This is a genomic window from Paenibacillus sp. BGI2013, from assembly GCF_002843485.1.
GTDB classification, from domain to species: Bacteria; Bacillota; Bacilli; order Paenibacillales; family Paenibacillaceae; genus Paenibacillus; species Paenibacillus amylolyticus.
The window spans coordinates 731501-750704 of sequence record NZ_PJFA01000003.1; the positions used below are offsets into that span (position 1 = coordinate 731501).

Annotated in this window: 15 protein-coding genes; 12 read left to right on the forward strand and 3 right to left on the reverse strand. The window is 44.7% G+C overall.

Features of this window, described 5'->3' with window-relative positions; translation table 11 throughout:
* Positions 1 to 143: 143 nt before the first annotated feature.
* The 7 genes from CXK86_RS10665 (at position 144) to CXK86_RS10695 (ending at position 9984) form a co-directional block, all read left to right on the forward strand.
* Positions 144 to 1463, forward strand: coding sequence for a dihydrolipoamide acetyltransferase family protein (locus CXK86_RS10665; protein WP_047843378.1), 1320 nt, complete (start codon positions 144 to 146; stop codon positions 1461 to 1463).
* Between the two features lie 3 nt (positions 1464 to 1466).
* Positions 1467 to 2882 carry a dihydrolipoyl dehydrogenase gene (gene lpdA, locus CXK86_RS10670; protein ID WP_036613658.1) on the forward strand — a complete coding sequence of 472 codons (1416 nt, stop codon included), beginning with the start codon at positions 1467 to 1469 and terminating at the stop codon, positions 2880 to 2882.
* Between the two features lie 477 nt (positions 2883 to 3359).
* Positions 3360 to 4154: a thymidylate synthase gene (thyA, locus tag CXK86_RS10675; RefSeq protein WP_036613661.1), complete on the forward strand. Its 795-nt coding sequence runs from the start codon at positions 3360 to 3362 to the stop codon at positions 4152 to 4154.
* Positions 4155 to 4204: 50 nt separating this feature from the next.
* Positions 4205 to 4693, forward strand: a complete 489-nt coding sequence (locus tag CXK86_RS10680; protein WP_076250241.1) for a dihydrofolate reductase — start codon at positions 4205 to 4207, stop codon at positions 4691 to 4693.
* A gap of 616 nt (positions 4694 to 5309) precedes the next feature.
* Positions 5310 to 6797 (forward strand): glutamate synthase subunit beta, encoded by a 1488-nt coding sequence (locus tag CXK86_RS10685; RefSeq protein ID WP_036673826.1) that lies wholly within the window; start codon positions 5310 to 5312, stop codon positions 6795 to 6797.
* Positions 6798 to 7027: 230 nt separating this feature from the next.
* Positions 7028 to 7519, forward strand: a complete 492-nt coding sequence (gene fur / locus CXK86_RS10690; RefSeq protein WP_036613667.1) for a ferric iron uptake transcriptional regulator — start codon at positions 7028 to 7030, stop codon at positions 7517 to 7519.
* A 125-nt stretch (positions 7520 to 7644) separates the two neighbouring features.
* Positions 7645 to 9984, forward strand: a complete 2340-nt coding sequence (locus tag CXK86_RS10695; protein ID WP_076250243.1) for a type IA DNA topoisomerase — start codon at positions 7645 to 7647, stop codon at positions 9982 to 9984.
* 35 nt (positions 9985 to 10019) lie between these two features.
* Here CXK86_RS10695 and CXK86_RS10700 read toward each other — a convergent pair whose 3' ends face one another.
* Together CXK86_RS10700 and CXK86_RS10705 are read right to left on the reverse strand one after the other, a co-directional pair.
* Positions 10020 to 10784, reverse strand: a complete 765-nt coding sequence (locus CXK86_RS10700) for an HAD family hydrolase (protein ID WP_036613669.1) — start codon at positions 10782 to 10784, stop codon at positions 10020 to 10022.
* A 49-nt stretch (positions 10785 to 10833) separates the two neighbouring features.
* Positions 10834 to 11754, reverse strand: coding sequence for an ArsR/SmtB family transcription factor (locus CXK86_RS10705; RefSeq protein ID WP_076250246.1), 921 nt, complete (start codon positions 11752 to 11754; stop codon positions 10834 to 10836).
* 380 nt (positions 11755 to 12134) lie between these two features.
* On the opposite strand from CXK86_RS10705, the gene CXK86_RS10710 reads away from it, so the two are divergent.
* From CXK86_RS10710 to CXK86_RS10730, 5 genes are all read left to right on the forward strand, one after another.
* Positions 12135 to 13325, forward strand: a complete 1191-nt coding sequence (locus CXK86_RS10710; protein WP_076250248.1) for an MFS transporter — start codon at positions 12135 to 12137, stop codon at positions 13323 to 13325.
* An 83-nt stretch (positions 13326 to 13408) separates the two neighbouring features.
* Positions 13409 to 14134, forward strand: coding sequence for a phosphonate ABC transporter ATP-binding protein (locus tag CXK86_RS10715; protein WP_036613671.1), 726 nt, complete (start codon positions 13409 to 13411; stop codon positions 14132 to 14134).
* 127 nt (positions 14135 to 14261) lie between these two features.
* Positions 14262 to 15476 carry a hypothetical protein gene (locus CXK86_RS10720; protein ID WP_143780983.1) on the forward strand — a complete coding sequence of 405 codons (1215 nt, stop codon included), beginning with the start codon at positions 14262 to 14264 and terminating at the stop codon, positions 15474 to 15476.
* A complete protein-coding gene (locus tag CXK86_RS10725; RefSeq protein ID WP_017688086.1) occupies positions 15469 to 16167 on the forward strand; it encodes a response regulator transcription factor in 699 nt (232 codons plus the stop codon). Before CXK86_RS10720 ends, CXK86_RS10725 begins: the two co-directional genes overlap by 8 nt.
* On the forward strand, positions 16164 to 17672 hold the full coding sequence (locus CXK86_RS10730; RefSeq protein WP_036673821.1) for a sensor histidine kinase: 1509 nt from the start codon (positions 16164 to 16166) through the stop codon (positions 17670 to 17672). The genes CXK86_RS10725 and CXK86_RS10730 overlap by 4 nt, the downstream gene beginning before the upstream one ends.
* Before the next feature lie 124 nt (positions 17673 to 17796).
* On the opposite strand, the gene CXK86_RS10735 is transcribed toward CXK86_RS10730, so the two are convergent.
* Complete coding sequence (locus CXK86_RS10735; RefSeq protein WP_076250250.1) at positions 17797 to 19023, reverse strand: glucose-1-phosphate adenylyltransferase; 1227 nt, start codon at positions 19021 to 19023, stop codon at positions 17797 to 17799.
* Between the last annotated feature and the right edge of the window lie 181 nt (positions 19024 to 19204).

The following is a 19204-nucleotide window of genomic DNA, read 5'->3' on the forward strand; positions in this document are numbered from 1 at the left end:
GGTGATTCACACCGCAGCGCAAGCTGCACTGTAAACAGCCATTAGCCCCTTGAGTAACAGTTATTTGCATTAGCAGTAACAGTTGTTTCTTGGAGTTAAGGGTTGTTTTCAGGATTGAGCACATAATCAAGGAGGTTTTTCAGTTGGCTAAATTTGAATATAAATTCCCTGAATTGGGCGAAGGCCTGCACGAAGGCGAAATCATCAAGATGCACATCAAAGTCGGTGACAAAGTAACTGACGACGACATCATCATGGAAGTACAGAACGACAAAGCGGTTGTAGAAGTACCTTGTCCGGTTAACGGAACAGTTACAGAAGTATTCGCTAAAGACGGTCAAGTCTGCCACGTTGGTGAAGTTGTAGCGATCATCGATGCAGAAGGCGAACTTCCTGAGCAAGACGACGCTCCTGCTGGCGATCAAGGCGAGCAAGAGAAAGATGCAGCTCAAGGCGGAGCTGACACAAGCGGTTCTTCTGCAGCAGCTTCCAGCTCGGATGCAGCTAAAGAAGGCGGCAACAACAGCGTTCCGGCAGTACCTGCCAAAGACGTTCTGGCAACACCAAGCGTGCGTAAATTTGCTCGCGAACAAGGTGTAGACATCGCTCAGGTTAACGGCACTGGCAACAACGGTAAAGTAACCAAAGAAGATGTTGAATCCTTCAAAAACGGTGGCGGTTCTTCCGCAGCGGCATCTTCCGAAGCTCCGGCTCAAGAAGAGAAAAAATCCGCAGCACCAGCAGCTGCAGCTGATCAACACGTTGAAGAAGAGCGCGTACCATTTAAAGGTATCCGTAAAGCGATCTCTAATGCAATGGTTAAATCGGCTTACACAGCACCTCACGTTACAATCATGGACGAAGTGGACGTAACTGAATTGGTTGCTTTCCGTACTCGCATGAAACCAATTGCAGAGAAAAAAGGAACAAAAGTTACTTATCTGCCATTCATCGTTAAAGCACTGGTTGCGGCTTCCCGCCAATTCCCGGCTCTGAACGCTATGATTGATGAAGAAGCTAACGAAATTGTTTACAAAAAATACTACAACATCGGTATTGCTACAGATACAGACAACGGCTTGATCGTTCCTGTTATCAAAGATGCTGATCGTAAATCCATCTGGATGATTGCTGATTCTATCCGTGATCTGGCTGCTCGTGGTCGTGAAGGCAAATTGAGCGCGAATGAAATGAGAGGAAGCACAATCTCCATCAGTAACATCGGTTCTGCTGGCGGTATGTTCTTCACTCCAATCATCAACTTCCCTGAAGTTGCTATTCTCGGAACAGGACGCATCAGCGAAAAAGCAGTGATCAAAAACGGCGAAGTAGTTGCAGCACCTGTAATGGCTCTTTCCCTGAGCTTTGACCACCGTATCATCGATGGCGCAACAGCACAAAACTTTATGAATTACATTAAACAGCTGCTCGCTAACCCTGAGCTGCTTGTTATGGAGGTGTAAGATATGGTAGTAGGCGACGCTTCTCTCAATATCGACACATTAGTAATTGGTGCGGGTCCTGGCGGCTATGTAGCTGCCATCCGCGCTGCTCAACTGGGCCAAAGCGTATTGATCGTAGACAAATCCGAACTGGGCGGTGTTTGTTTGAACCGTGGATGTATTCCATCCAAAGCCCTGATCTCTGCTGCACACCAATATGAGTCTGCACTTCACGGTGAAGCTTTTGGTATCTCTGCTGAGAACGTAAAAGTGGACTTCAGCAAAACTCAAGAGTTCAAAAACGGCGTTGTTAAGAAAATGACTGGCGGCGTAGCTGGTTTGCTCAAAGGCAACAAAGTTGAAGTTTTCAACGGTGAGTGCATGTTCATCAACGAAAACGAAGCTCGTGTATTCAATGACCACGAGTCTCCACGTTACAAATTTAAAAATGCAATTATTGCAACAGGTTCCCGTCCAATCGAACTGAAACCTTTCCCATTTGGTGGACGCATTCTGTCTTCGACAGAAGCTCTGAACTTGCCTGAAGTACCAAAAAGCATGATCGTTATCGGTGGCGGATATATCGGTGCTGAGCTTGGTCAAATGTACTCCAAATTCGGTGCAAAAGTAACAATCATCGAAGGTTTGGATACAGTACTGCCAGGTTTCGATAAAGACATGACTAGCCTCGTGGCTAAAAACATGAAGAAAACAGGCATCGAAATCGTAACGGGTGCAAAAGCTGAAAGTGCTGAGCAAACGGATAAAGATGTAACTGTTAAGTACTCTGTAAATGGTGAGTCCAAAGAAGTAACTGCAGATTACCTGCTGGTAACTGTTGGACGTCGTCCAAACACAGATGGAGAACTGGGTCTCGACATGATTGGTGTTGACGTTGACGAGCGTGGATTTGTCAAAGTTGACCACCAAGGTCGTACCAGCATTCCTCACATCTTTGCTATCGGTGACATCGTATCTGGTCTGGCTCTGGCACACAAAGCTTCTTATGAAGGTAAAGTGGCTGCTGAAGCAATCGCAGGACAACCATCTGTAGTTGACTACAAATGTATGCCAGCTGTTGTGTTCACAGATCCAGAATGTTCCAGCGTAGGTTACACTGAAAAAGAAGCTAAAGAAAAAGGTTACAAAGTAAAAGCAGGCAAGTTCCCTTATGCGGGTAACGGCCGTGCTGTATCTTTGAACCACGCTGAAGGTTTCGTGAAAATCGTAGCTGACGAAGAAAGCGGCCTTGTATTGGGTTGCCAAATCGTAGGTCTGGAAGCTTCCAACTTGATTGCTGAGCTTGGTTTGGCAATTGAGATGGGCGCTACTTTGGAAGATCTGGCTCTCACAATTCACGCTCACCCAACTTTGGGCGAAATCGTGATGGAAGCTGCGGAATTGGTTATGGGTCACCCGATCCACATCATCTCCCGTTAAGATCAACTAAGCTTCGGATCCGTCCGGCATTATACGTATATCAGAAGAGACGAATGACGTTAACGCGTTATTCGTCTCTTTTTTCTGAGCAAGAGTCGAGAAATATAAAATACTCGTGTATGTGATATGATGAAAATTTACACGCTCATAAGTTTCAGTGAATTGATTTTATCCAACAACTCAATTTGTGGTACACTGTAGTAATGATCAGTCATGATGTGGCTCCAAGCCAATCGCGGTCTATATATTTAGTTAAACTAACCTTTTACACGAGAACGTAGAGGACGGAAAAAACCTGAAGAAGCGGAGCTAAAAGCTTTCTGAAGGAAAGCTACATCGGAAGCATACGCTTCGCCTTTATCCCCGGATTTTACCTTTGGAAAAGGAGATTAAAAAAATCTGGGGATAACAGCGATCGGAAGGTTGTTCTGTCATGGAGTGGTAAGTGTAAATATTCTTTAGTGAGGGGATTTCAACATGAAAAACTATCTCGATTTATTGCAGGATATTCTGAACAACGGCGTGCATAAAGGAGACCGTACAGGAACAGGAACACAATCTGTATTTGGCAGACAACTCCGTTATGATCTCTCCGAAGGATTTCCGCTGGTAACAACCAAACGAATTCATCTCAAATCGGTTATTCATGAACTGTTATGGTTTTTGAGTGGCGATACCAATATATCTTATTTGAAAGAAAACGGTGTGAAGATCTGGGACGACTGGGCGGACGAAAATGGGGATCTCGGTCCGGTATACGGCTCGCAGTGGCGTACATGGGAAGCCCCAAACGGAGAAAAAATTGATCAGATCGCCGCAGTCATTGATTCGATCAAAAATAATCCGGATTCACGTCGTCACCTTGTCAGCGCATGGAATGTGGCTGAGATCAATAATATGAAGCTTCCACCTTGTCATTTTGCGTTTCAGTTTTACGTTGCAGAGGGTAAATTATCATGTATGCTTACGATGCGTTCCGTGGATACGTTCCTCGGATTGCCGTTTAACATCGCGAGTTATGCGCTCTTGACTCATATGATCGCTCAGCAATGTGATCTTGAGGTGGGTGATTTCATCTGGTCTGGAGGGGATGTTCACATCTACTCTAACCATGTTGATCAGGTTAAAACGCAGCTGGAGCGTGAACCTTATGCTTTACCTAAGCTGGTAATCAAGCGTAAGCCGGATTCTATTTTTGATTATAAGTTTGAAGATTTTGAGTTTGAGAACTATCAGCATCATCCGGGCATTAAAGCTCCAATTGCAGTCTAATTATGTGTTCAATCTCGACAAGAGACTTGGATTGAAGGAGTGTATTACCCTTGAGTATTGAATTGGTATGGGCAATGGGGGAGAACGGTGTGATCGGATTAAATAATTCGATTCCATGGCGTTTACCCAAGGATATGGCCTTTTTCAAACAACGTACGCTGAACAAAACCATTATCATGGGACGTAATACGTGGGAATCTTTTGGCGGTAAGCCGCTTCCTCAGCGTCGTAATATCGTAGTGACAAGAGATCTGAACTACAAGGTGGAACAGGCTGAAGTCGTACATACGATTGAGGAGGGTCTGAGTGTAACCAAAGGTGAGGAACTGTGCGTAATTGGGGGTTCCCAAGTGTATCGTGAGTTCCTGCCACTTGCAGATCGTCTTGTGGTGACCAAAATTCATGAGAATTTTGAGGGAGATACGTTTTTCCCTGAAGTGGATTGGTCCGAATGGGAACTGATTGAACAGATTGAAGGCGAACAGGATGAAAAAAATGTTCATGCGTATACATTCGAATTTTACGAACGTAAACGGTAAATATGACATAAGAAATTCCTGACTTCGGTCGTATTTGTATGATGAGAGGCGCTGATTGCGAAATATTCGTGAACAGCGTCTTTTCTTTATAAAAAAAATGAGTCACTTGTTTAAACTCGAATACATATAACATTAATATCACATGAGTAATTGGTATTTATGTATATTATACATACGGCCAAGCATTAAACAGTAAAAAAGTGTAAAAGTTTTGGGGTTTTAACGTTGTGAAGCCCTAAAACAGGTCTGATATTCGGAATTGAGAACGATTTATAGCAAAATATGTTGGATTTGATGACAAATTATCTGACATTTACTTAACGTTTCGACCTTTTATTTCTTTAACACACACCAGATTTCGCAGTTCAAAATCACATTTAACACCAAAATAAGGGTATTGACCATGGGTAGACTTGAAAGATATGATGTATAAAATACAAATAATTATGCGGATAATCCATTTAATATTCAGCACAGTAAATGCTACTATAATTGAAATATCTTCGAGAAGATTTTGTGATACAATAGACAAAAACTCAAGTAATGAGTAATCCATTTCATATAGAACCATGCACATGAAGGGATTAAGACAAGAACGGATGGGGGAAAACGTAAGATGTCTACACCTACTGGATTTATGGAATACAAACGTCAACTGCCAACAGATCGTGAGCCAGCGGAGCGGATTAAGGATTGGGAAGAGTTTCATAAACACATGGCTGAAGAAGAGCTCAGAACACAAGGTGCACGATGCATGGATTGTGGTACCCCGTATTGCCATACAGGTATAGATATGATTGGTGGCACGTCAGGTTGCCCCGTGCATAACCTGATTCCAGAATGGAATAATCTTGTATATCGCGGACTGTGGAGAGAAGCACTTGAGCGCCTTCACAAAACGAATAATTTCCCAGAGTTTACAGGTCGCGTCTGTCCAGCTCCTTGCGAAGGATCATGTACAGTTGGCTTAATTGGTCAGCCTGTAACCATCAAAACCATTGAAGAAGCTATTATTGAAAAAGGTTTCGAAGAAGGATGGGTGGTTCCCCAACCTCCTGAAAAACGTACGGGTAAACGTGTAGCTGTCGTAGGCTCAGGTCCAGCGGGATTGGCTACTGCGGCTCAGTTGAATAAAGCAGGACACTCGGTAACCGTATATGAGCGTTCGGACCGTGTCGGCGGATTGCTGATGTACGGTATCCCAACGATGAAATTGGATAAAAACGTAGTTCAACGTCGTGTTGATCTGCTCGAAGCAGAAGGCATTCAATTCATTACGAACACCGAGATTGGTAAAGATATTGCAGCACAACAGCTGGTGGATGAGTATGACGCTGTTGTATTGTGCGGTGGTGCAACGAAGCCGCGTGAATTCAATATTGAAGGCAGCGACTTAAAAGGCGTTCATTACGCAATGGATTTCCTGAATGGCAGTATTAAGAGTTATCTGGACTCCAATCTGGAAGATGGTCAATATCTGTCCGCTAAAGATAAAGATATTATCGTCATTGGTGGCGGTGATACAGGATCTGACTGTGTGGCTACATCGCTGCGCCATGGTTGTCGTACGATCACTCAATTCGGTACGCATACACAAGCGCCTATGGAGCGTGATCGCATTAATAATCCTTGGCCACAATTCCCGAACGTATACACACTTGATTATGCGCAAGAGGAAGCCAAAGCGTTGTTTGGTCAAGATCCGCGTGAGTTCTCCATCATGACAACGAAATTTGTCGGAGACGATGAGGGGAACCTCAAAGAATTGCATACAGTACAGATCGAGCGTATTGTGGATGAGACTGGTCGCAAAATTTATCAGCCGATTCCCGGTACAGAGCGTGTATTCCCGGCTCAGATGGCCATGATTGCCATTGGTTTTGATGGACCGGAACAAACGTTGGTAGAGCAACTGGGACTTGCAACAGATCGTCGCACAAACGTTAAGGCACGTTACGGCAAATACAACACCAATGTGGATAAAGTATTTGCAGCAGGTGACATGCGTCGTGGTCAAAGTTTGGTTGTATGGGCAATTAATGAAGGCCGGGAGGCTGCTCGTGAAGTGGACAAATACTTGATGGGTGCTTCGGTTCTGGTGTAAAGTATAGAACAAGATATCAATGACAACCTTCGCGATCAGCGAGGGTTGTTTGCTGTTATTTTAACCAATTTGACTACATATTTCATGTAAGTGTGAGCAATATCATTGCTTTTTAAGTGATAAAGATTTATTATTATATTATAATGATTATAAATAAGGATTAACTGAAACCATGAATCCGTACGATAAAAGTAAATTTCAATGAATATAAATCGGAGGTGCGACCTGCTATGGCAAGTAACCGGGACAAGTCCATTTCAGAACAGATCTTTCACATTAAAAATCAATTGGTTGAAAAAGGATATAAGTTAACACAACAACGGGAAGTTACTGTACGTGTATTGCTTGAACATGAAAAGGATCATTTTAGCGCAGAGGAAGTATTTCTGCTGGTTAAGGAGCAGTTCCCTGAGATTGGATTGGCTACCGTATACCGCACTCTCGAACTGCTGAGTGACCTTCAGGTCGTTGAAAAGATTAACTTTGGTGACGGCGCTGCGCGCTTTGATCTGCGAAGTACAGACGGTTCCCATCACCACCATCATTTGATCTGTACAGAATGTGGTAAAGTGGAAGAGATTATGGAAGATGGTCTGCTTCGTTTGGAACAACAAATCGAGCGTCAGTATGGCTTTGCTGTTACGGATCATCGTCTGGATTTCCAAGGAGTATGCAAAGAGTGCAGACAAAAGCATGTATTAAAGGAACAGGCAGCAGGATAATTCATTTCGGGAAGGTGCTCCCGAATCCAAAATCTGATATAATGAGTTTCAGAAGCAAGGGGCTTCCGTCGGCGGAATGCCCCTTTTTGCCGTCATGCGGACGGTGAAGGAGGAGAGATGGACGGATGAAGACACTGGTTATAGCGGAAAAACCCGACATGGGTCGAACCATTGCCGCCGTCATAGAACCAAAGGCCAAGAACAATCGCACGTATCTGGAGGGTGAACATTACATCATCACTTGGGCGATAGGGCATTTGCTTGGACTGGCTGAACCGGATGCCTATGATACAAAGTACAAACGCTGGAATATAGCGGACCTCCCGATCATACCCGATCAGTTCAAGATTGTACCCAATCCGAGGACTAAAGATCAGCTTAAAATGATTGGAGAACTGGCAAAACGGGCTTCAGCGATCGTTAATGCTTGCGATGCAGGGAGAGAAGGTCAGTACATTTTCGCCCTCATACAACAGCAATTGAAGCTGCGTCAGCCTGTAAAGCGTTTATGGATATCGGATTTGACGGCAGAGAGCATTAGACGTGGTTTTGATGGTCTGAAGGATGCCTCTGAATTTGAAAATCTGACCCATGCTGCTCGCGCCAGAAGTGAAGCCGATTGGCTGATCGGGATGAATGCCTCACGGGCGTTTACAACCCGCCATAATGCATTGTTGTCTGTAGGCCGTGTGCAGACGCCGGTACTCGCGCTAATCTACGATCGTGAAATCGAGATTGAAGCGTTCCAGTCACAGACCTTTTATGAAGTAGCCGCCTGGTTTCGGCAGGAAGGTGTTGAGTACCGGGGACTGCGTCAGGGAGATAAGTTGACCGATGCGGAGGCAGCAGAGGCCATTGCAGCCAGTGTGAAGGGCAAGACAGGGCAGATTACCAAATACGAAGCGAAGCAGACGAAGGAGTATCCGTATCGTTTGTATGACCTGACCCTTTTACAGCGTGAAGCCAATGCCAAGTTTGGGTATGGAGCCAAAAAAACACTGGATATCGCACAGGCCTTGTATGAAAAACACAAGGTAATTTCGTATCCGCGGACAAACTCCAACTATGTTACAGAACAGAATATTGAAGGTATGCAAAAAACACTAAACCTGCTTAAAAATGGTACCTATAGTGAGCTTGCGCAGGGGGCCAAGCCGGAGCTTGTTCATAAGAATAATAAAGGGGTATGTAATCCGAGCAGGGTTGAGGATCACCATGCGATCCTACCTACTTTGAAGCGACCAGGTACCTTATCCAAGGATGAGCAGAACATCTATGATTTGATTGTCAGACGTTTCTTGTCTCACTTTTATCCTCCGGCAGAGTATAAGCAACATACCGTGCTCACCGAAGTGGAGAAACATCAGTTTAAGACATCTGTCAAAGAGCTGTTGTCCCTCGGATGGAAAGTGGTTCTCGGTTCTGGAGATCAGGAACAGGGCGGTGCAGGCAAGAAGAAGACCAAGAAAAACGGCAATGAGGAAGAGGAAGCTGAAGAGTGGACGGACAAGGCTTTTAGTGTGCAACCTGAATTGCCTGTTCAATGCACGAAGAGTGAGTTCAAGGAGAAGGCGACCCAGCCTCCCAAGAGTTATACCGAGGGAACATTGCTGAAAGCGATGGAGAGTGCAGGCAAGCAGATCGAGAATGAAGAGCTGCGAGACGCGATGAAAGATAGTGGCCTGGGTACTCCGGCTACACGTGCGGCTACAATTGAACGCCTCAAAAACGTAGGTTACATTACGCTGCAAGGGAAGAAAATGCAGTTAACGCTCAAAGGCAGAACGGCTATTGAGTTGATTCGTCGCGCGGGTGTAGATCTGTTAACTTCACCTGAGATGACCGGGCAATGGGAAAGAAGGTTATATCAGATTTCCAAAGGTGAGGCGGGTCAGGACAAGTTCATGGAGAACGTTAAGAAATTCACCTTGTCCATCATTGAGAAAGTGCGTGTACAAGCCCCAGCACCAGCAGATGCTTTTGGAGAAGATTCACGGGCAGGCAGGGGGAAAGGCAAGGGAGCCAGAACCCAGGCAGGCAATACAAGGACATCAGCCAAGACGGCTAGTGGCGGTTCAACTGTAAAAACGTCCCGTCAGACTTCGGCATCTTCATCGAGAGTTGGCAGTGGGAAAAGCACGACCACCAAGGCGCCGTCCTCAAGTGCGAGCTCATCTGGAGTGAGAGAGTTACTGGCACCTTGCCCTTCTCCTGGCTGCTCGGGTCAGATTATAGAGGGCAAGAAGGGTTATGGATGCTCACGTTTCAAGGAAGGCTGTTCATTTGTGGTCTGGAAAGAGTATGCAGGCAAAAAAATCACCAGTACGATGTTAAAATCGCTGATTGAGAAGGGCAGTACACAAGTATTGTCGTTCAAACGAAAAGACGGGAGTACGGTGAAAGCACGTATTATTTTGCAAGATGTGGTAACAGGCAAATTATCTGGCGAGAAGCAGGATGCTTGATCTTAGTTAACAGTTAACATACAGCAAAAGGACCCTTATCCAAGGGTCCTTTTCTGTTGCTGCTGTTGTATATTTTCGTGTATGACTTTTGGTACCTCTTCCAGTGCAGTGATGGTATACATCGACGTTTCCGGATTAGGCTGAAGTTCTACGATGTTGTATTGCCATTCATTCGGTTGTTTGATATAAATGCTGTGAATTCCGGCTTTTACCGCAGGCATAATATCTGTGCGTAGTGAGTTGCCAATCATCCATGTTGCACGACGATCAAACGGACCATTAGACAGAATGCCTTCCAGTGCCTCGACGTTTTTGTGTTGTCGGATATAGATCCGATCATCAAAATAAGCTGAGAGTTTCATCTGATCAATCTTGCGCTGCTGAATCACGGTTTCGCCGCCGGTATATAAGTAGAGGGAGTGTCCAGCACCCTTGAGGTTCTCAAGCGTTTCAACCATATGAGGGTAGGGTTCAACCTCCTGATCGTACACACTCATACCCAACTTGCTCAGATAAGATTCTTCTCTGGGAGAGGTTAATCTGGCGAACTTGCCGGAGAAATAACGATAGGTATCAATCAGGGATTGCGGGAAATGATGACTCGCAAAACCAAGCTTGTTCACTCCGGTTACATCGATCTCCAGCTGTTTTTCCCGAATCTCTTGTGTTGTCAGAGAATGTCCATCAAACCACTCTTGCATATTCTCAAAGAACTCTCCCAAAATCAGGTTGAAGTATTTGTTGCAATATACGAGTGTATCATCAAGGTCAAACAAAATATGTTGTTTCATTATTTTCATGATCTAACTCACTCCTTGTAGCCAGTAAATCCACAATGGTTCAACTAAATTAAATGCGAATATAGGATTCCAGGAACATATTTAATTCAGATACGCCATCCGGCCGAATACTGTATTTCTCTTTACGGTTACTTCCGAGCAGATGGGTCCGTAGCAGACCTGCGATGCGTAGCGCCATAACCTGGTCTTTGACCGTGTCTTCGTCTTTACCCAATTCTTCACACATCTCAGCGAGGGATTTGGGTTCATCCGATACGTAACGAAGCAGGCGAAGTCTTTCGGGATCAGCCAGCGCATGGGTGAAACGTAAAAGACATGTTGGTGGCTGGTCTTCGTTCTCTTCAGGTGCATCTACGGGATACTGCATGATCATCATACCCTCATAGAAGCAGTACATATTAATAGGACGATTGTGAACCGTTGGGAAGAGGATGACTTCGTTCAGTCCAGGCATCGGTTCAACAAGAACGCCCGCTGTAGCATATTCAATAAGCAGTTCAGAGCCCATTTTATCAAGCAAAATGCGTTTTTCTTCGGCATCTTCTTCCAGCCACACACGCTGATCTTCGCTCATATTCTGACAGTAGTGTTCATCCCATAGTCGCAATAATGGGACATAACTGTTCCGAATGCGCGTAGATTCTTCTATTGTAAGAGCCGGCAGAAGAGGAGAAACACGTGCAAACAGGTCTTCCGCTGTCATTCCGGCAAGCATGTCCAGGAAATCACGATTCTCCGATGTATCATTTTGATAGGCTGCCCATGCAAACAAAACATCAAAATCATCAAAAGGCCAAGTGGCAGCAGGTGCGAGCGCAGCTCGTACATTGGAACTTAGTTTGCCTTCCACTTCCAGAATCCATTCAGGACCAATATCCAGATGCTGAATCCATTTTTTCGTGACATAAACCAGAAAGCTGTTGAGCATTTCATATATCGGTGAAACATCAATTGTCACATGATAAGCCATATTGTTGCAGAATCCTCCCGTCACATCTAAATGTACGCAGCGACTTAAGTACGATTAGTGCGTGTTCAAAAAGTCTGGTTTTCAGTACCAAGAAGATGGAAATGGAGTAGCGGAGCGTAGGAAAACTACGTGAGCAACGGACATTTCGGCTGAAATTCATCTTCGAAGCTGATGATGCCACTAGGCATGATTCGTAATCAAAAGTGAACTTTTTGAACAACCTCTATTATGGCTTGTTTTGCAGGGCGTTGTCCACTATAATGTTCAAGTCCGGGGCAAAGCCCTGATCTTTGAATAGCAGTTTAAAACCATATGTATAACATACAAAAGTCGTCAGCGATGGCGATTTTTCTTTGTGTGCTCGCAGGAGGAATGAATTCGTGTCATCGATTACTCGTCCCAAACTATCACACTCGACAGCCAACTATCTCATTTTGATTACGGTTATTGTGGTGGCGGGAATAAGTCAGGGGCTTTTGCTACCTGTGCTTTCGATTTTTTTGGAGCAAAAAGGGGTTTCACCAGGTTTAAACGGATTAAACGCCGCCGCGTTGTACATTGGCTCTTTTGCCATGACTCTCGTTGCGGAGAGACTACTGGGTGCATTCGGTTTCAAAAAGTTGATTGTAGGTGGCCTGATATTAGTCATGGTCCCTTTAATACTATTTCCGTATTTACCAGATATTAAAATATGGTTCATATTGCGTCTGATCGTTGGAATAGGAGACAGCGCACTTCATTATGCGGCTCAGCTCTGGGTGCTACTTGTTACTGCACCTGAAAAGCGTGGACGCTACATATCACTATATGGCATGTCCTACGGGCTGGGCTTCAGTATTGGACCGCTGGGAATTAAGCTGCTTGGCTTCGGTGATGCTGTCCCTTTCTGGGTCTTGTTCATCTGTATAGCAGCAGTGCTTATACTGGTATTAATGAAGCTTCCGGATACAAAACCGGAAAAAGCAGAGCATGGCCAACTGCCTGAACGTCGCTTCCGTCGTAGTCTGGCATGGGCCTGGTATGCACTTTTACCAGCACTCTTATACGGATATATGGAAGCGGGTATGAATAGTAACTTCCCCGTTTATGGGCTACGTATTGGATTCGATACCAATCAGATTTCGTCGTTACTTCCTTTTATCGGGATTGGAGGTTTGTTCCTTCAATTACCTCTCGGAATGTTGAGTGACCGATATGGGCGGAAGAAGATATTGATGTTTGCGGGCATCAGCGGGGGAATCATCTTCATGCTGGTTCCAGTGGCAGGTACGCATTTCTGGTGGACGCTTGTATTGTTAACAATCGCAGGCGGCCTGGTCGGCTCCTTTTTCTCACTGGGCCTGGCCTATGCCGCAGATATTCTGCCTAAAGTGTTGCTGCCTGCAGCCAACGTTGTGGCGTCTTTTCATTTCACGATTGGAAGTATTATTGGACCGAATCTGGGTGGTCAGATGATCAACTGGATTTCACCCGGAAGCATGTTCACCTTGCTCGGAATCATGTACCTTCTTTTCGGCGTGGCAGGTATATTATTTCGTCGTAAACCTGAGCTCGAATCTGTGTTAAAATAGAAGCTGGTGTTCGCATGGAAATTGATGTCCATTTCCGAGTACACTAGTGGTAGGGAAAAACATGGACAAGAGGAGACATCGCGATGATCAGAGTAGAGAACTTGAGTAAATCCGTTGGCGTGGACCGCGTTCCCGTTCTGCGGGATATTCGATTTGATATGCAACAGGGTGAAATGATAGCTGTAGTTGGCTCAAGCGGTAGCGGTAAAAGCATGTTGCTTAAATGTTTGGCCATGATGGAAAAATGGGATTCCGGCCGGTTTACGGTGGATGGCGCCGAGATTTTGAAAGAAGGCTGGTCCGGAAAACGGAAAATCAAACGGGAATGGGCATACTTGGAACAAAATCCAGAATTATTTCCTAGACGTACGGCTCTTAAAAATGTATTAATCGGACGATCAGGTCAGACTCCTGTATGGAGAATGGTAACCGGTATGGTACGTTCCGATGATTATATGGGTGCTATGGATTATCTCGAAGGATTGGGATTACTTGATAAAGCACATCAAATAGCAGAGAAGCTCAGTGGTGGCGAGAAGCAGCGTGTTGCTATTGCAAGAGCACTTGCTCACGGTGCCAAAGTCGTTTTGGCGGATGAACCAGTGATTGGTCTTGACCCTCACACAGCAGATTCGGTGCTGGAAACGCTGCGCAAATTATGTGAAGAAGAACGTGCAACAGTCATTGCAGTACTGCCTATTGAACTTGCTGAGAAACATGCCACACGGATCTGGGGATTGGCAGAAGGCAAGATTGCTTTTGATATTCGTGGACGAAGACTGACACAGCAAGAAAAAAACCAGATTTAAACTATTGAAAAGAGTGATGAGATTGTTTAATTCACGGTGGGGACGCTTTGTAGCAGCAGGAACTATGGCAATTATGCTTGGTTCTGTTCTAAGCGGATGCACAGTCATAAGTGACCCCAAGGGTTTGATGAGAAAACCAATGATGTCCACCGATAAGGAGAAACTGTACAACGTGGTTCAGGTTAAACTGCCGCCAGAGAGTACATTGATTCGTCCCAAGGATATGAATAATACCAGCATGATTCGGGTGGAAGACCTGAATGGGGATGGAACTCGGGAAGCGATTGTTTTTTATGAGACACCAAATGAGAATGTGCGAATCCATGGCATGATTTTGGAAGAGCAGGGAGGCACATGGGTTAAAAAACTTACATTTGATGTGCCGGGAAATGAGTTGCAATCCTTTAAAGTATTGGATATTACGAATGACGGAAATCCGGATATTATTCTTGGTGTAAGCCTGCAGGAGCAGAAAGCCCTGACTGCATATTCCTACAAGGGCGGGGCACTGGAGCAGGTCTTGGGTGGAGTTCCGTATAATCAATATATCATTGATGATGCGCAGGGGAACACGCTGGATTTGAGCGGAGATGGTAAAAGTGATTTTGTTATCATTTCGCTGAACAACAGCGGTTTTGCAACGATTGCGTTATACCAGTACGAAGATGGCAGCTTCAAGGAAGTTGATCGGGTGCAGACCGATTATACCGTTAAAGAAGTTTATAATGCTCTGGGCGGAGAGATTGCCAAAGGACAGATGGGCATTGTACTGGATGCCGAGCTGGATGATCGGAGTTCCTTCTCGCAAATTATGTATGTTAAAGATAACAAGTTAGTCAATGCTTTCAAATCACCGGATCAAACGTATAGAGATGACAAAATTTTAAGCGGTGATGTTGATAATGATGGTATTATTGAGTTTGGGCTCAAAGAGACTCCAAAAGGTTGGGAGCATTACGTATTTGACTCTCGGTTGTGGTTTTACACCTATTATCAGTGGGATGGCAAAGATAGCAAGAAATTTGTCTCATTCCAATTCCGAGATGATGCTGATTTATTCCATCTAAATCTCAAGCCAGAGTGGTACGGTAAGATCACTATTGACACCAAATCGGAGAAGGAAAAATATATTCGATTTAAAATGATTGATACGGACGAAACCGTAGCAGAGATCAAATATTTCACCCTTTCCAAGTGGGAACAGGAGAAGGGTAAAAGCTGGAAGGAAATTACGCGTACCAAAGATCGGGTTATTGCTTCACGGGTAGCACAATCAGAGGCGGGTAAAGATGCACTGAGCAATACTTCTCAGCTGAATAGAAAGGGAGAACTTAATGAGTAAAGTACTTATTCTTGAGGATGAAGAATCCATCCGCAGTTTTATAGTGATTAATTTAAAGAGAAACGGATTCGAAGTGCTTGAAGCGGGTGACGGTCATGAAGCGCTTCGCATACTGCAGACAGTACCGGATATTGATCTGGCTCTGCTGGATGTTATGGTACCAGGTATTGATGGATTTGAGGTGTGTCGACGGATCCGTGAAACCAATGAACGTCTGGGCATCATCTTTTTGACCGCGAAAGTTCAGGAACAGGATAAAGTGTACGCACTCTCCGTTGGTGCAGATGATCACGTCAGCAAGCCTTTCAGCCCAACAGAGTTGATTGCACGTATTCAGTCTTTATTGCGTCGAGTGAACGTGCATCGGGAAACTGCGGCAAAGGTTACGTTCCAGTCCGGGCCATTCTCACTGGACCTGATCTCGAAGCAATTCAAAAAACAGAATGAAGCCATTGAGTTGACTCCAACGGAGTTTTCCTTGATTCAGTTTTTCCTGGAAAAAGAAAATACACCGCTCAGCCGCGATGTGTTGTTAGATCACGTATGGGGCAAAGAGTACATGGGTGATCCAAAAATTGTGGATGTCAACATTCGTCGTCTGCGTCAAAAAATTGAGAACAATCCTTCCGAGCCCGAATACCTGCAGACTGTATGGGGTCACGGGTACAAATGGAAGGGCCGGGAGCAATGATTAAAAAAGGCATTACACGGCAGATCGTACTACATTATTTCTTTGTAGTTTTTCTCGCTCTGCTGTTGGTCGAATTCGTATTTATGTTGGCAGTTCAAAGGTATTATTATGAGAGTATCTACAATACGATTAGTACCCACATTTCTAATTCAAAGGACTTTTTCGAGCCGATCGCTCGTGAGAATACTACGGAGGATGGCAATAATCTGTCTAGACTCCTTGTGAACTTGGCATTGTCCAATACTGAATTGGAAATTTTGGATCTGAACGGGCGCGTATTGGCGAGTTCGACTGCTTTTGAATCTGACCGTGCTGTGCTCCAAACCAGTGATATTATGCAGGCTCTGAATGGGGATATGGGACGCTGGATTGGAAGACAACCAGGTACTGGAGAATCCGTCATGGCCGTTTCACACAAGTTTGATCTGGGCGGCGAAAATACTTATGTTATTCGATATCTGACATCACTTGAAGATGTGAATTCAAAGCTGTTGAATATGGGACTACTCGCCGCTGCCGTCGGTGTTGGCGTGCTTGCTATAGTGTTGATCATCAGTATTGGTATGGCAAATTCCATTGTACGTCCAATTAACAACATCACCGCAGTATCTGCCCAAATGGCTAGAGGACGGCTGGATGTAAGGGTTAAGGGGAATTATAAGCACGAACTGGGCGAATTGGCATCAACACTTAACTTCATGGCACATGAGATTGTGCGGAGTAATCAGATCAAGGATGATTTTATCTCTTCGATCTCACATGAATTAAGAACACCTTTGACCAGTATTAAGGGCTGGAGTGAGACACTCGATTCAGGCGGTTATGATCCGGAAGAAACCCGTATCGGTATGGGTATTATCTCCAAGGAAACCGAACGACTGATTGGACTTGTTGAAGAGATGCTGGATTTCTCCAAATTGCAGCAGAATCAGATGAAGCTGGTCAAAGGAACCGTCAACATTCGTGAAATTGTACAGGAAACGATGTTGAATGTCTGGGCCAAAGCGGAACAAAAACAGGTCCATCTCAAGTTGGAAACGGACGAGACTCGTGCTTATAATGTCCATGGAGACGGTAACAGACTGAAACAAGTCTTCCTGAATGTTGTGGATAATGCGATCAAATTTTCACATGAGAATTCCTGGATCTTCTTGTCGGTCAAAGAGGAGAATGGTCAGATCATTGCAGCTGTTCAGGACACCGGTATCGGAATTAGTGAAGAACACCTAATCAAAGTACGGGACCGCTTCTTCCAGGTGAATCATCAAAATGGGGGAACGGGACTGGGTCTTGCGATTACGCAAGAACTGGTAGAACTGCATGAGGGAACGATCACGATGCAGAGTGAACTTGGATCTGGTACAACCGTTACGGTTACGTTACCGGCTGTGGCTGAGGAGATGGGTCCAGAAGAATCTGTAACCGCGTCTGGTGATGCTGAAGTCACAGATGAGCGAACAGCTAGTGATGCTAGCGATACAAAATCAGATCTAGAAAAGTCTTAAGGTTTCAAAAGATAAGAGATTTTTCTATCTGATGATCGAGCATGTACGCTTTATAATATCCATATCAACACCAAAAAAAGGCGAGCCATCTGAGGCTCGCCTTTTTCATCTTATGTTTACTTCATTATGAAGAAAGTTCACCAGCGCGCAGGCGCCCACTTTTCTCATATACTTCTTTCAACATACGAACAGGTTGCGTACGGACAGCCGGTTTGGCAGAGACGATCTCGTTAGGTCCAACGACCACAATTTCATCCGCCGTACCTTTAACGATTGCACCGTCCTTGATTATTGCACCTTCACCGATGATGGCACGTTCGATGTGAACCCCACGGCCTATGCGTGCGTTAGGCATAACGACACTGTCTTTAACTTCAGAGCCTTTACCCACTTCTGCGCCGCAGAAGATAACGGAACGTTCTGAACGACCTTCGATTGCACAAGAGTCGTGAATCATGGAAGTAACATGTTCGATCTTTGTATGTCTTGCTTTGTAAGCACTTGGTTTGGTGCGCCAGTCGCGAGTAAACATCGGCCAGTTTTCTTTTTGCAGACTCCAGTCTTCCTCGTTGTGTAACAGATCCATATGTGCATCCCATAGGCTCTTAACCGTACCTACGTCTTTCCAATAACCATTAAAGTTATAGACAAAGAGGGGATTATTTTCGTTCAACATTTGAGGAATAACATCTTTACCGAAGTCATGGCTGGATTCAGGGTTAGCCGCATCTTGCAAGAGATGGCGTTTCAGATAATCCCATTTGAACATGTAAATGCCCATTGAAGCCAGATTACTTTTTGGTTCAGCCGGTTTCTCGGCAAACTCGGTTACACGCAAATCAGCATCGGCAGCCATAATTCCAAAGCGATGTGCTTCATCCCATGGAACTTCCATAACTGAAATCGTTGCTGCGGCATTATTGGCTTGATGAGCCTCCAACATATCGCGATAATTCATATGATAAATATGGTCACCCGACAAAATTAGAACATTTTCGGGGTTTTGTTGGTCGATATAGTCGATATTTTTATAAATAGCATCCGCCGTTCCCAAGTATTCGTCATTTCCTGTATGATAAGATGGAAGCAAGGAGATTCCTGCCTCACTTGAGTTACCATGTCCCCATGGTTCTCCTCCACCGATGTGATCGTGTAAAGATTCCGCTTGGTACTGCGTCAATACTCCTACAGTATCGATCCCTGAGTTTACGCAGTTACTGAGAGGAAAATCGATGATCCGGTAGTGCCCGCCAAACGGTACAGCGGGTTTTGCGATACTCGAGGTTAAAGGGGCTAATCGCTTCCCTTCTCCTCCCGCCAACAGCATAGCGATGCAATCTTTATTAAACATAATCGTTTCCCTCCCAAAATATTGTGCATTGTAGTACATCATTAACGCAAAGTAGAGCAGATGAAACGATTGTTACTGTAAAAATTCTGAAAATGAACAACATTTTCTAATTCACCGCATTTTTCTTTTCAACTTGGCTAGAATGGGGTAATGGTTACTGTTATATCTATTTTCTTGAGAA

Bases quoted from the DNA above. Each gene is read 5' to 3' on its own strand.
- CXK86_RS10685 (WP_036673826.1), top strand. From the start codon at position 5,310: ATGTCTACACCTACTGGATTTATGGAATACAAACGTCAACTGCCAACA.
- CXK86_RS10730 (WP_036673821.1), top strand. From the start codon at position 16,164: ATGATTAAAAAAGGCATTACACGGCAGATCGTACTACATTATTTCTTT.
- CXK86_RS10700 (WP_036613669.1), bottom strand. From the start codon at position 10,784: ATGAAAATAATGAAACAACATATTTTGTTTGACCTTGATGATACACTC.
- CXK86_RS10725 (WP_017688086.1), top strand. From the start codon at position 15,469: ATGAGTAAAGTACTTATTCTTGAGGATGAAGAATCCATCCGCAGTTTT.
- CXK86_RS10695 (WP_076250243.1), top strand. From the start codon at position 7,645: ATGAAGACACTGGTTATAGCGGAAAAACCCGACATGGGTCGAACCATT.
- thyA (WP_036613661.1), top strand. From the start codon at position 3,360: ATGAAAAACTATCTCGATTTATTGCAGGATATTCTGAACAACGGCGTG.
- CXK86_RS10715 (WP_036613671.1), top strand. From the start codon at position 13,409: ATGATCAGAGTAGAGAACTTGAGTAAATCCGTTGGCGTGGACCGCGTT.
- CXK86_RS10720 (WP_143780983.1), top strand. From the start codon at position 14,262: ATGAGAAAACCAATGATGTCCACCGATAAGGAGAAACTGTACAACGTG.
- CXK86_RS10735 (WP_076250250.1), bottom strand. From the start codon at position 19,023: ATGTTTAATAAAGATTGCATCGCTATGCTGTTGGCGGGAGGAGAAGGG.
- CXK86_RS10705 (WP_076250246.1), bottom strand. From the start codon at position 11,754: ATGGCTTATCATGTGACAATTGATGTTTCACCGATATATGAAATGCTC.
- fur (WP_036613667.1), top strand. From the start codon at position 7,028: ATGGCAAGTAACCGGGACAAGTCCATTTCAGAACAGATCTTTCACATT.
- lpdA (WP_036613658.1), top strand. From the start codon at position 1,467: ATGGTAGTAGGCGACGCTTCTCTCAATATCGACACATTAGTAATTGGT.